Annotated in this window: 13 protein-coding genes, 1 tRNA gene and 1 pseudogene; 5 read left to right on the forward strand and 10 right to left on the reverse strand. The window is 39.7% G+C overall.

The annotated features are described in order from the left end of the window. Positions 1-758, forward strand: a 758-nt coding sequence (locus KKF75_00125) for an alpha/beta hydrolase (protein MBU4380618.1), incomplete at its 5' end; no start/stop codon positions are given. A 112-nt stretch (positions 759-870) separates the two neighbouring features. Next, positions 871-1,296, forward strand: coding sequence for a hypothetical protein (locus KKF75_00130; protein ID MBU4380619.1), 426 nt, complete (start codon positions 871-873; stop codon positions 1,294-1,296). Between the two features lie 380 nt (positions 1,297-1,676). Here the strand turns inward: KKF75_00130 and KKF75_00135 are convergent, their stop codons facing one another. From KKF75_00135 to ftsH, 7 genes and pseudogenes are all read right to left on the reverse strand, one after another. Next, positions 1,677-1,940 carry a DUF3850 domain-containing protein gene (locus tag KKF75_00135; protein ID MBU4380620.1) on the reverse strand — a complete coding sequence of 88 codons (264 nt, stop codon included), beginning with the start codon at positions 1,938-1,940 and terminating at the stop codon, positions 1,677-1,679. Positions 1,941-1,943: 3 nt separating this feature from the next. Continuing rightward, entirely contained in the window at positions 1,944-2,825 is an 882-nt protein-coding gene (locus KKF75_00140; protein MBU4380621.1) for a hypothetical protein, read from the reverse strand. Between the two features lie 6 nt (positions 2,826-2,831). Beyond that, positions 2,832-3,440 carry a hypothetical protein gene (locus tag KKF75_00145; protein MBU4380622.1) on the reverse strand — a complete coding sequence of 203 codons (609 nt, stop codon included), beginning with the start codon at positions 3,438-3,440 and terminating at the stop codon, positions 2,832-2,834. Between the two features lie 242 nt (positions 3,441-3,682). Continuing rightward, the gene (locus KKF75_00150) at positions 3,683-4,309 is read right to left on the reverse strand and encodes a DUF3800 domain-containing protein (protein ID MBU4380623.1); all 627 of its coding nucleotides are present in this window, start codon (positions 4,307-4,309) and stop codon (positions 3,683-3,685) included. 161 nt (positions 4,310-4,470) lie between these two features. Then, a complete protein-coding gene (locus KKF75_00155; protein ID MBU4380624.1) occupies positions 4,471-5,205 on the reverse strand; it encodes an anaerobic ribonucleoside-triphosphate reductase activating protein in 735 nt (244 codons plus the stop codon). 2 nt (positions 5,206-5,207) lie between these two features. Continuing rightward, a pseudogene (locus KKF75_00160) lies at positions 5,208-7,437 on the reverse strand (ribonucleoside triphosphate reductase). 38 nt (positions 7,438-7,475) lie between these two features. Then, positions 7,476-9,338 (reverse strand): ATP-dependent zinc metalloprotease FtsH, encoded by a 1,863-nt coding sequence (ftsH, locus tag KKF75_00165; GenBank protein ID MBU4380625.1) that lies wholly within the window; start codon positions 9,336-9,338, stop codon positions 7,476-7,478. A 63-nt stretch (positions 9,339-9,401) separates the two neighbouring features. Here ftsH and trpS point away from each other — a divergent pair, with 63 nt between their 5' ends. Genes trpS through KKF75_00180 form a run of 3 tightly spaced genes read left to right on the forward strand, consistent with a single transcriptional unit; the run spans position 9,402 to position 10,913 of the window. After that, complete coding sequence (gene trpS / locus KKF75_00170; GenBank protein ID MBU4380626.1) at positions 9,402-10,391, forward strand: tryptophan--tRNA ligase; 990 nt, start codon at positions 9,402-9,404, stop codon at positions 10,389-10,391. A gap of 32 nt (positions 10,392-10,423) precedes the next feature. Next, a complete protein-coding gene (locus KKF75_00175) occupies positions 10,424-10,708 on the forward strand; it encodes a type II toxin-antitoxin system HicB family antitoxin (GenBank protein ID MBU4380627.1) in 285 nt (94 codons plus the stop codon). Beyond that, positions 10,686-10,913 (forward strand): type II toxin-antitoxin system HicA family toxin, encoded by a 228-nt coding sequence (locus tag KKF75_00180; GenBank protein MBU4380628.1) that lies wholly within the window; start codon positions 10,686-10,688, stop codon positions 10,911-10,913. Before KKF75_00175 ends, KKF75_00180 begins: the two co-directional genes overlap by 23 nt. A 145-nt stretch (positions 10,914-11,058) precedes the next feature. Here KKF75_00180 and KKF75_00185 read toward each other — a convergent pair. The 3 genes from KKF75_00185 to KKF75_00195 form a co-directional block, all read right to left on the reverse strand. Continuing rightward, positions 11,059-11,135, reverse strand: a tRNA-Met gene (locus tag KKF75_00185). A 96-nt stretch (positions 11,136-11,231) separates the two neighbouring features. Beyond that, the gene (locus KKF75_00190) at positions 11,232-11,522 is read right to left on the reverse strand and encodes a BrnA antitoxin family protein (GenBank protein ID MBU4380629.1); all 291 of its coding nucleotides are present in this window, start codon (positions 11,520-11,522) and stop codon (positions 11,232-11,234) included. Continuing rightward, the gene (locus KKF75_00195) at positions 11,506-11,808 is read right to left on the reverse strand and encodes a BrnT family toxin (protein ID MBU4380630.1); all 303 of its coding nucleotides are present in this window, start codon (positions 11,806-11,808) and stop codon (positions 11,506-11,508) included. Before KKF75_00195 ends, KKF75_00190 begins: the two co-directional genes overlap by 17 nt. Positions 11,809-11,994: the final 186 nt, after the last annotated feature.

The raw sequence follows: 11,994 nt of genomic DNA on the forward strand, positions 1-11,994 counted from the left end.
ATGGCAACTACAACTACCAAGGAGACATAAGACAAATAGCAAAAGGTCTGCAGGAAGATGTGGCGAGGTTAGCAAAAGAAAGTTTAGATGCTGGAGGAGATGGACAAGTGGACATTGTTGGATTCTCTCTAGGAGGTCAGATTATTCGAGAATATTTAGCGCAGATGGTGAGGAGTATGGAGACGGAGGAGGATGATCGCCCCCACCACATTGCCAACGCTATCATCATCGCCTCTCCCAACAAGGGAAGTTGGGCTTATGCTCAATCTCAAAAAATCCCCTGGCCTGCTGGAGCAATTTCTAATCAAGCTGCAAATGCCTATTTTGCATGGTCAGCAGACAATGGACAACCAATAAATGCAACGGCCGCGGCGCTTGAACAGCTCAAGCCAGATTCGTCTTTTATGGAAAGAGTTGCCAATAGATACGCTACAAATGTTAGCTATAGTACTCTCTATGGGGACATAAGTGGGACTGTCAAACAAAATCTTTTTGGAGTACAGCTTGGAGGAAAGACTTCTATTGGAGATACTTTACTTACCGCAGATTCTGCAAGCGATATTCCAAATATAAACGAAGAGTCGTACTCTTTTGATTCCGATGTTGATGTAAATGTAAAAATTGACATTGGAAATTCTAGTGTTGCCGCTGAATTGGAATTTCCGACACCTATGGACTATTGGAAATGGCAGCATCGTGATTTAATAGAACAACCCGAGATCCATCAAAAGGTTCTTGAGATTTTAGAAGGTGTTTAGGAACAAGGGGGACGGACCCCTTATCTTTCGGGAGACTCCCTTAAAGATCTGCCTGCCTTTGGCAGGCATGTGAATTTTGTTTTTAGGGAGTCTCCCGGAAAGGGTTTTCTTTATGGGAATCGCCGACGAAAAACTTTACAACTTAAGACGCAAACGACAGTCCGAATCCAGCTTGCGCGATTACGACTATTCCAAAAAACTCTTTTTTCTTGGTTGGGGTTTGTTTTTAGTTTTTGGTTATAGTTTGTTTTGGGCTTTTGGGTATTTATATTTAGATATAATGAAACACACTTTCGGTCCAGCAGAGGATCTGGACCAAGTTGGACGGGTGTTTTCCGCGGTTTCTATTAGTTTTATTGGTTACCTTTTCGGTCAAGTGGTGGGACTTATCATTCTTCGTCATTTAGGCAAAAAATGGCAGGGCAATTTGCATTTTGGCTCCCACCCCGTTTTATTTATTTCGTTGGTATCTTTAATATCATTTAATATATGCTTTTTCTTATTACTTACATTAATCCTAAGCTTTAAACCAACCTAAAAACAAAACCGCCCCAGGAACAGCAAGCTAAACTTCAGCTTGTTGCTTGTTGCTTCCGGGGCGTTCTGGGCAGAGCTACCTAACGCGCGCGAGTGAGTGTTAGGTCAAAAAAGAGAACAAACAGCGGCGCGCCCTCCATTGCCTTGTTGAACATCATAAGGGTGAGGATGGGAGTGGACATATTCCCCACCTCCACTTCGACATTCCACTCCATCCAAAGGCGGTTGAGGTCAATTTTTAAAGATGTTTTTAGAAAAGGGGACTAACCCCTATGAAGTTTTTGGATTTCTTGTTTAAGGGTGACACCCTTTTAGGGTGTCACCCTAAAAAGGAGACTCCCTAAAATTTTCAAGGGTTAAAGCCCCCCCCATTGTTAAGAGCTATTCCAATGAAATTATTTGAAGACCGTGTTTTTCAATATCTTCCTTTGACCAGAAAAGATTATCTATTTTAAATTTAGCCACATATTTTACTTTTTTTGTTATTTCTCTGCCTGTATAATCTTTTGTTTTTGGATCCCATTCTTTAAGGATTAGAGTATCTCCTTCATTGCATTTCCAATCCGCCAGCCGCAGCTCATAATTTTTCCTGCCTTCTATAATCGCTTGAAAATACTTTGGCCAAACTTTCTTCTCTATTTTCATATTTTATCGCCTCCTTACAATTCCTTCCACCTTTTTACTAATCGCGTTTGATTCGACCGAAGTGGAAGGGTTAGCAACTTTGTCTTTGATAGATCTTTGGTCATTAAGTTTCTTCGTTTGAGAATTATAATACTTCTTCCATTCATTAAGTAGATCACAAACTTTTTCGAATAAATTCATATCTATGATTGCTAAATGCTTTTTAAACACTCTGTCTAAAACAGCACAGTCGTAAAGGCACGCTTCTATTATTTTCCATAGCGCATTCTTAACCAGTAAATCGCTTGACCAATTTGGTCCAAGAGCATATTGCGATTTTTCTTTATCGGATTTCATAAAAACTAAGCTATAAATAAAATCAACATCTACATGGACGAATAGATTGGCTTCTTCAACCATATTATTGAATATGCGTTGATACCAAACCCCCTTCTCTCCTTTTAATTTGGTGAACTTTGTTCCCTCCTTATCAATTCGTTTGAGCCACCCCTCTATCCAATAGCCATAACCAAGAGTTTTTAACTTACAACTAAAAGATTTTCTATTCTTACGGTATTTTTTTTCATCGTCAGGAAACTCATAAAAATACATTGCCAAGCATGTATTTTCAAGTGCAACCCTAAGGATTATTTGAGAAACCCCCAAGTAGCCATTAGATAAATTAGTTAGGGAGGAATTAAAAAGGGAGAGGTTGTACGAAAGCATCAATTCTATTGAATAATCAGGAGTATCTGTATCTTTTATTTTACCGCCTAGCTGTTGAATAAGATTCTCTTTGTGTTCCAATAATCGAGTAAGCAACTTACATTCCTCTCTACAAAGTAGAAAAAACTTTTCGTTGATAGCTTTTTCCTGCCCATAAAATACACTTATATGATTTTTCATAAGACTTCAACCCAAAATGCACTCAATGTCAAAATTATCAGAAAATTCATTTCCACCTGACAGATTTTTTTCGTTGACGGCAATAAAAAACGATCTTGTGAGAATGTCCTTTGCTTGTCTAATATTCATACCTTCCCAATAATTAAGGGAGCCTATTTCGTTTTTTGACTTGATGTACTCTTCCAAGTATTTTTTACCATCACCAGACCTAATAAATCCTCTGTGTAAATCGCTCTTGAAATGTACCCCACCTGAATCAATAGACCAACAAAGTTCTAACATCTCGTACCTGTTCTTTTGTGTGTTTTTACAACTTAAATTAAAAAAGGACATTCTCAAATCTTCATCTTTATGAAAATTATTAAGATTAGAAATAAGTTGAGAACCTACATCCATATTTACAAAGCCTCTAAAATCTTCACTTATTTGCTCTAAATTTTTATAATCCCACCGATTGGAAGCCTCATAATCTGAACAAAGAGTTTTCCACGATTTTTCTCCAAATTTATTAACTCCGTGGTTGTAGATTACAAGGGGAAAGTTACGAAATTTGTGTATTTTATACAAGTCGTCTCGAAGGACAACAGTTCCATTTTTGTGCTTTGTTTTCTCCATTTTATCAGCGCAAACACATATTCCATTTTTGCATAAAGCAGTAAGAATCAGAGTCATTTTTATTTCCTAATTTTTTCCACCTCCGAAGTGGAAGAGTTTGGGGTTGCCGAACCAACATTTTTAAATTTGCTTGACTTTTAATGGGGGTTTTGTGGTAGAATGTTCCTACAAAGACCCAGTGTCCGAATTGTCACCGTATGGTGCGCGTTCTCGGTAATCATCGAGATAGGAGCTGGGTCGAACTATTTAAATTCCCAAACATCCTCTTCTTTGCTTTTAATTATCTTACGGTAGATATCCCAATCATTAGTATTTTTGTCGTAATACCGCTTTATACTTCCTGCAACCATATCCGCCATTTGGATTAAAACATCGTCTACAGAATTCCTAAAACGCAGATTTTTCATTACTTTTTTGGTCTGAGAATTTAAATATTGCCTAAGATACACTGACAATCGTTGACGAAACAATTTCTCTCCACTTCCGTCAATTCTTATCTTGGCATTTTTAATGGAACTGTTATTATGCTCTAAAACCTGTCTTAACGAAAAGTTATAAAAACCCTCTTTGTTATTTCTTAAATGGCGACTGTAAAGCGATTCTTTATCAAAAACAATAGCCCTAATTCTAAAATTACAATCTTTTATCTCTTTTAGAAAAAGTTCTCTGTGACGACGATCGCATTTGCTGAATTTAAATTCAAATTTGTCTGATTTATTTAATAACTTTTTTAGCTTTTTAATTTTTAAAGCTGTTTCTTCCGCCTCTAGTTCTTCATCAAAAATAACTAAAGCTATAACAAAATGGGTACTTGAGCCTTTTATTATTTTAAAACCAGGATCGCCTGATTCGTCAATAAAAACAATCATATGTAAAACAAAAAACCCCTGAATTGATAGCATTTTAACACTGCTGGGGATAAATTCGAAATACGAAACCGGATTTAAGGGTATTTCAGGGTGACACCCTAAATGGGAGACACCCTAATCTAGGGCGCTAATAGTACAAATTTAATTTGACTGCAGAAATGTTAGTCTCTAATTTGCATTTGGGGGAGGAGGGTTTGACCCGCTGTTAAAAGCTCGTCCATCTGGGACAACGAGAAGGGCAAGTAGTTATTAAAATTTTGATCAAGGCAGTTTGCGGGTCTAAAATTTTGCAAAAACCAGACGATTTTCTCCTTTTTGTAACCGCATTTATCAGCAAGTCCTAAAACATCTTTTACCATTTGCTCAACCGATTTGGCATTGTGAATTGTGGGGACGACTGTGGTTCTTAACTCAAATGGCAATCCAGAATCAAACAATATTTTTAAGGATTTTGTAACTTCTCCAATATCGGCAAACCTGCCTGAGATTTTTTGGTAATCCTTAAAAGGTCCTTTAATATCCATCGCTACGAAGTCAATCTTTTTCTTGGAGATTAAATCTCTCAATATTACAGGATGGGATCCGTTGCTATCAAGTTTAACTAAAAACCCCAAGGCTTTTATTTTGTCAATAAATTGAGGCAATTCTAAATTTAAAGTGGGCTCGCCTCCGCTGATACAAACCCCATCAAGTATCCCCTTTCGTTTGGTCAGAAACTCAAAGAATTCGTTTTGAGTAATAGGCTTTATTTTGGATTTAATAAAAAGCTCTTTGGTAACTAAATCGCGGTTGTGGCAGAAAGGACAAGAAAAATTGCACCCGACCAAAAAAACCGCACAAGCGACTTTGCTCGGATAGTCAACAAGCGTGGTTTTTTGCAATCCTCCAATAATCACTTTTAGACTTTGTATGTAACTCTTTTAGCAAATTCGGCGACTTTGCCATTATTCCATTGCATCACCGGACGCAAATACCCCACAATTCTGGAGAATACTTCACAGCGGGTGCGACAGCAGTCTTTGTCACTCTCACAGCAACTATCTTTTTTTACTGCTTCCATGTTCTTTCACCTCCTCATCTTGAGCATATCCAATTTCTTCATCACAAGTTGGGCAGAATTCCCATTCTCCTTTTAAGTACCCATGTTTGGGGCAAATGGAAAATGTTGGCGTTATTGAGAAATAAGGCAGTTTATAATTTTGCGCCACTTTGCGGGCTAGATTTTTAACACTTTGGGTGTCAGGCAAGCTTTCTCCCAAAAAGCAGTGCAAGACTGTCCCGCCATTATATTTGCATTGCAGCTCGTCTTGGTGATCCAAAGCTTCAAAAACATCATTGGTGTAATCCACCGGCAGATGGCTGGAATTGGTGTAAAAGGGAGGGGCTCCAGCTTGATACTCCTCCTCATTGGCTACAATGATATCGGGGTAGAGTGCCTTATCTAGTTTCGCAAACCTGTAAGCTGTGCTTTCGGCGGGAGTTGCCTCTAAATTAAACATTTCGTCAGTTTCTTTTTGATAAATTAAAATTTTTTCGCGCAGATAATCCATCACTTCCAAAGCAAATGTTTTTGCCTCGGGGTCGGAGATTGGTTTTTCAAGCAAATTAACCATGGCCTCATTCATGCCGTTAATGCCAATAGTGTTAAAGTGGTTTCTCCAATAAATGCCATTGCGATCAAAAATATCCGAGAGATAAAACTTGCAGTAAGGATAAAGACCTCTTAGAGTGTAATCCTCTACCGCCTCGCGTTTGATAATTAGGGAATCGCGGGAGATGTCCATTAAATTTCCCAGCAAAGAAAAGAATTTTCTCTTTGCTACGCCTTGTGTTTTGGAGTCCTTTTTGGCAAGGTGGCCAATTCGGGGGAGGTTGATTGTAACAACACCGACAGATCCTGTTAGAGGGTTTGCCGAAAAAAGGCCTCCGCGCTTTCTTAACTCCCTATTATCCAGTCGTAATCGGCAACACATGCTTCGGGCATCATCCGGCGACATATCGGAATTAACATAATTGGCAAAGTAGGGAATACCGTATTTTCGGGTCATTTCCCAGATGGGTTCCAAATTTGGATTGTCCCAATTAAAATCTTTTGAAAGGGAATAAGTGGGAATAGGAAAAGTAAAAACTCGACCCTGGGCGTCGCCCTCCATCATGATTTCGGCAAAGGCTTTATTAAATAAATCCATTTCCGTTTGAAATTCCTGATACTTATAGTTTGTGGCAATCCCCCCAATAATTACCGCTTCTTCTCCGACAGCTTTAGAAGGGGATAAGTCCAACGAAACATTGGTAAAAGGGGTCTGAAAGCCAACTCTAGTTGGCACATTCATGTTAAAGACAAATTCCTGCAAAGCTTGTTTAACTTGAGGATAGTCCAATGCGTCAAAACGGATAAAGGGGGCAAGGTAGGTATCAAAATTAGAGATAGCCACGGCTCCTGCCACCTCTCCCTGAATAGTATAAAAAAAGTTTACCAGTTGTCCCAAAGCCGTGCCAAAGTGTTTGGGTGGTTTGCTATTAACTTTTCCTGGAACGCCGCCAAACCCGCGAATTGAAAAATCTTTTAAATCCCATCCTGTGCAGTAGGGCGAAAGAGAAGGTAAATCGTGAATATGAATATCTCCGGCGATGTGGGCTTTGCGAATCTCGCGAGTATAGATTTTATTAAGCCAGTAATTAGAAGAGATCATGCTTGCCACATGGTTGTTTAGCCCCTGCAAAGAGTAAGTCATGTTGGCGTTTTCTTTAACGCGCCAGTCGGCATGGCTTAAATATTTTTCGATTAGCTCATCGCTGTCAACAAGGCTACTTATATTGCGTAGTTTTTTGTGGAGTTCGCGGTACAAAACAAAAGCCTTGTGAACTTCGTCGTGTCCCAGCTTAATTAAGGTGTGTTCAATCACATCTTGCACCTGTTCTACCTCGGGGATAATGGTTCTATTAAAGCGCTCTTCCAGCTCCATTAAGACTTTTTTTAGCACTAGGCGTATTTTGTCTTTATCTAAATTACCTGAAGCTTTGAAGGCGCTGGAAACCGCTTTTTCTATTTTGCTGGGGCTAAAGGAAACTACAGCACCACTGCGTTTTTTAATTTTCTTAATTGTTGAAGCTATTTTGTTGGGCATAGGGGTAATTGATGGGTTTTATTTGACCATGGGAGGTATTAAGTGTCAAGGATTTTTTTGTATTCTTCGCGCTCTAGCGTTTCTTTTTTAAGAAGCTCGACGACCACAGCATCAAGCAGCGCTCGTTTTTTTGTCACAATGTCTCTGGCTCTTTTGTAGCAATCTTCAATGATATTTTGCACCTCCTGATCTATTTTGGTCGCCCATGCTTGGCTGTATCCTGTAGGTTTTCCCATTTGTTTTGCCAGCCAAATACCCCCTTCGGAAGATTCGAAATTGATCGGACCAAGAGCACTCATGCCAAATTCTGTGACCATTCTTTTGGCAATTTCTGTAGCTTTTTCTATATCATTTCCAGCCCCAATAGTCTGATCTTTAAAAACCAATTCTTCGGACGCTCGTCCTCCTAGCGCCATGGTAATAAACTCTAAAAGCCTGGTTTTGGTTTCGTTGCTCCGCTCGAACTTTTGCGAAATTTCGGTATGTCCCAAAGTCATGGTTCTCGCCACAATCGAAACTCTTTCCACAGGATCCATATTAGGCAGACTACTGGCAACAACAGCGTGCCCCGCCTCGTGATAGGCGGTAATATTTTTTTCGTCATCATTTTGCAAGCGCTTGCGCTCTGGTCCCAGCTTGACTTTTGTTCCCGCTTCTCTTAAATCGGTTTTTTCAATCGCTGTTTTGTTATTTCGGGCAGCTAAAATTGCCGCCTCATTCAGCATGTTTTCAATATCTGCGCCACTTAGGCCAACAGTTTGCTTTGCCAAATCTTTGGCGGAGACATCAGAGGCAAAAGGTTTTCCTTGCATGTGAATTTTAAAAATTTCTTCTCGTTCTGTGACATCGGGCAGGCTTAAATAAATTTTACGATCAAACCTGCCAGGGCGAACCAGAGCGGGATCCAGCATATCAGGGCGGTTAGTTGCGGCAAGTACTACAACTGTGGTACGAGGATCAAACCCATCCATCTCGACTAGAATTTGATTTAAAGTTTGTTCCCGTTCGTCATGCCCTCCGCCAATTCCCATCCCTCGTTGCCTGCCAATAGCATCTATTTCGTCAATAAAAATCACGCTGGGCTGGGTAACTTTTGCCATGCCAAACAAGTCGCGAACTCGAGCACTGCCAACCCCAACGAGCATTTCCATAAACTCGGAACCCGCCACCGAATAAAAGGGCGCGCCAGCCTCGCCAGCCAGTGCTCTTGCCATAAGAGTTTTTCCCACACCAGACGGACCAATCAGTAGAACTCCTTTGGGGATGCGGGCTCCTAGTTTGCGATATTTTTCGGGGTGTTTTAAAAAGTCGACAATTTCGGTGAGTTCTTTTTTAACTTCCTCACCACCTGCTACATCTTTAAAAGTTATCCCATTGGTAACCTTGGGATCCTTTTTAAAAAGCTTGGCGCGAGTTTTGCCAAAGCCTAACATATCGCCCGCTGCCATACGGGTTTGTTTAAAGAAAAAATAGAAGAATAAAACGGATAAAGCAATTGGGGCAATATTGGCTAAAAAATTAATCCAATCAAAACCTACCTTAAACTCAATTCCATTGGCAACTTTTGTCGGATCGATGTCGTTGTCGTTGAGGGTTTTGATAAAATCGCTTCCAGCTTCTTTTTTGCTTTCGAGCCAATTGCCATCTTTTAATTGGGATTGGACTTTATCTCCTTCTACAATGATCTTTACCACATCGCCGTTTTTTATTTGGGCGAGAGTGTCCGAAATCGGGCGCTTTTCGGCATCCACAATGTTTTCTCCGGGAAGAGCTAAATTGAATAAGGGAAAAACAAACATCCACAAAAAAAGCAGGGTCAGCAAAATTCTTCCTAGATTGATTTTTCTGGGAGATTTGTTTAGAGGACTCGGATTTTTTTGAATCAATGGTGTTTTTGGCATGACCTTGCCAGTATACACTAAAAAACTAGCTTTATTAAGTGGGATAGTGGTATTATCCTGTATATGCAAAGAATATTAACCGGCGACACACCAACTGGAAAACTTCATCTGGGCCACTTTGTTGGAACTTTAGAAAACAGAGTTAAACTGCAAAACGAATACGAAACTTACATTATCATCGCCGATTTACATGCCTTTACCACTAAAGCTGATAAGCCTCAAGAAATTCGCGATGCTGTGATGGATGTGGCTTTAGACAATTTAGCTGTAGGAATTGACCCAAAAATAGCCAATATTTTTGTGGAATCGCAAATCCCCGAAATTTACGAACTAGCATCAATATTTAGCATGCTCATTTCTCACAACAAAGCCTTAAGAAACCCAACCATCAAAGACGAGATTGTCCAAAAAGGTTTGGGAGAAAACTATTCTTTGGGGTTCATCAACTATCCTTTGTATCAGGTTGCCGATATTTTGTGCGTTGGGGCGGATCTTGTTCCTGTTGGGGCGGATCAGCTTCCTCATGTAGAAGTTACTCGTGACATCGCTCAAAAATTTAATCAGCTCTACGGAGATACTCTGGTTGTGCCAAAACCGCTAGTTGGGAGGGTGGCAAAACTTGTGGGAACCGACGGCAATCCCAAGATGGGAAAAAGTTTAGACAATTGCATTTATCTGTCCGATGACTCCAAGACAGTAGAGGAAAAGGTATCCAAAACGTATACCGACCCTTCTCGTATCCACGCTAGCGACCCAGGGAAGGTAGAAGGTAATCCGGTGTTTATTTATCATGAAGCGTTTAATCCCAATAAAGAAGAAGTCACAGAGCTAAAAGAGAGATACCAAAAGGGAACTGTTGGGGATGTGGAAGTTAAGCAAAAACTAGCCAAGGCGCTCAATACTTTTTTGGATCCGATGAGGGAAAGAAGAAGCTACTTTGAAAATCATAAAGACGAGGTCGAAGAAATATTAAGGGCGGGAACTACCAAAACTCGCGCCGAAGCCCAAAAAACACTAGAGGCTGTCCGTTCCGCTATTAAACTCAATTATTGAATCCAGAGGACGAATGTTGTTATAATAAACTTATGGAAATACTAAACTTTAGAACCATAATTGAACAAGACGAGATGGGCTATTTTGTAGCCTCTGCCCCAGCAATTCCTGGGTGTCACAGCCAAGGAAAAACCTACGAAGAAGCTTTAATAAACATTCAAGAAGCTATCGAACTTTGTTTAGAAGTCGCCCAAGAACTTCCATGGTACAGAGAATCGATCGACTTCTTTCGTGGTACATCTATGAGATTTTTGGGGATTGCAACTGTTCCTGTTTCATATAGAAAAACCCGCCATGTCAAAACTCTCACCGTGTAAATCTAGAGAATTAATTAAATTCCTTAACAGCAAAGGTGTTTTTGAAATACGACAAAAAGGAAGCCACAAGTTTTTCTGTTCCACTGACGGCAGAACTACAGTTGTTCCTGTACACCCATCAAAAGACATAAACCCAAGATTAATTAGAAAAATTCTAAGTGATGTAAGATCTAACCCAGAAGAATTTATTAATTTTAAAAAATAGTTATGGCGGATCTTCCATTAAACTCAATTATTAAATGGCTGTGCCATGTTAAATCTTGTCGAAAAACATCACACGGGAATGTAATGTGCCTTTGGCACAAACGTTCCACTGTAAAACTCTAGTCTCCCCCGACAAGATTTTTACGTGGTAGCGGGGGTGAGGATCGAACTCACGACCTAGGGGTTATGATTCCCTCGCTCTAACCAACTGAGCTACCCCGCCGTGGTTGGTATTTTATATGATAATAGAGATAAAGTCATCAAAAATGATCACGGCTAAGCCAGTAAGCGCGGCGGTGATGGTGCTCTTTGCTACTAATTAAGCTACCATTACCTTTTCTGCGTAAGCAGGTTTGTGATTTTTAATAAGAACAAATTTAATGTAACTTTGATAGGGCACATCCATTTTGTTGGCTTGGATTTTAATCTCGTTTAAAAGATTTTCTGGAATGCGAATATTAATTGTCTTTGAAGACGGTTTTAAATTAGGGAATTCCGCTCTTACCGCCTTGCTCCAGTCAACATACTCTGTAGAATCGTGTGTTAACCAAAAATCCCTTTCTTCTTTTTCCGATTTAAATTCTGGTATCGCTTTAAATACTTTTTTCATAGAGGCTCCTTTCTTTTCTGTTTGCGGGTCTTGCAGAAATAACCCGAATTTTTTTGTTTCTAATAGTATATGCCATCATTAACCTTAGCTTATTATTGGTTTCTCCCAATGCCAGAAAGCGCTCTTCTTTTCTCGAATGATCTTTATCTTTAGAAATTACCAGCCTATTACTAAATATTTCTTCACATTCACATTGCGTAACCTTGTGTTTTAAATAGCTCTTGGTAGAGTTTCCCTCGTCCCATTCAAACTTGGTTGGTTTTTCGAAGGTTTGGTTTTTAGTCATGCGCAAACGATGTATACTTTTCTAGTATACATAAAAATTTTCCGAAGTCAAGAAGAATACATATTGTTCTCTGATCATTGCGGAGTAGTAAGAACATTGCCGGTCCAAGAGAATCCTGGGAGGCCAAAGACATTCACGCCGAGCAAACCAAGGATGAGGACGCTAAAAATGATTACAGCTAAACCA

Source organism: Patescibacteria group bacterium, assembly GCA_018896215.1.
GTDB lineage: Bacteria > Patescibacteriota > WWE3 > 0-14-0-20-40-13 > 0-14-0-20-40-13 > JAHINB01.

Excerpts from the sequence above, each read along its gene's own strand:
- KKF75_00130 (MBU4380619.1), top strand. The coding sequence starts at position 871 with ATGGGAATCGCCGACGAAAAACTTTACAACTTAAGACGCAAACGACAG.
- KKF75_00195 (MBU4380630.1), bottom strand. The coding sequence starts at position 11,808 with ATGACTAAAAACCAAACCTTCGAAAAACCAACCAAGTTTGAATGGGAC.
- KKF75_00150 (MBU4380623.1), bottom strand. The coding sequence starts at position 4,309 with ATGATTGTTTTTATTGACGAATCAGGCGATCCTGGTTTTAAAATAATA.
- trpS (MBU4380626.1), top strand. The coding sequence starts at position 9,402 with ATGCAAAGAATATTAACCGGCGACACACCAACTGGAAAACTTCATCTG.
- KKF75_00140 (MBU4380621.1), bottom strand. The coding sequence starts at position 2,825 with ATGAAAAATCATATAAGTGTATTTTATGGGCAGGAAAAAGCTATCAAC.
- KKF75_00180 (MBU4380628.1), top strand. The coding sequence starts at position 10,686 with ATGTCAAAACTCTCACCGTGTAAATCTAGAGAATTAATTAAATTCCTT.
- KKF75_00135 (MBU4380620.1), bottom strand. The coding sequence starts at position 1,940 with ATGAAAATAGAGAAGAAAGTTTGGCCAAAGTATTTTCAAGCGATTATA.
- ftsH (MBU4380625.1), bottom strand. The coding sequence starts at position 9,338 with ATGCCAAAAACACCATTGATTCAAAAAAATCCGAGTCCTCTAAACAAA.
- KKF75_00145 (MBU4380622.1), bottom strand. The coding sequence starts at position 3,440 with ATGGAGAAAACAAAGCACAAAAATGGAACTGTTGTCCTTCGAGACGAC.
- KKF75_00175 (MBU4380627.1), top strand. The coding sequence starts at position 10,424 with ATGGAAATACTAAACTTTAGAACCATAATTGAACAAGACGAGATGGGC.
- KKF75_00190 (MBU4380629.1), bottom strand. The coding sequence starts at position 11,522 with ATGAAAAAAGTATTTAAAGCGATACCAGAATTTAAATCGGAAAAAGAA.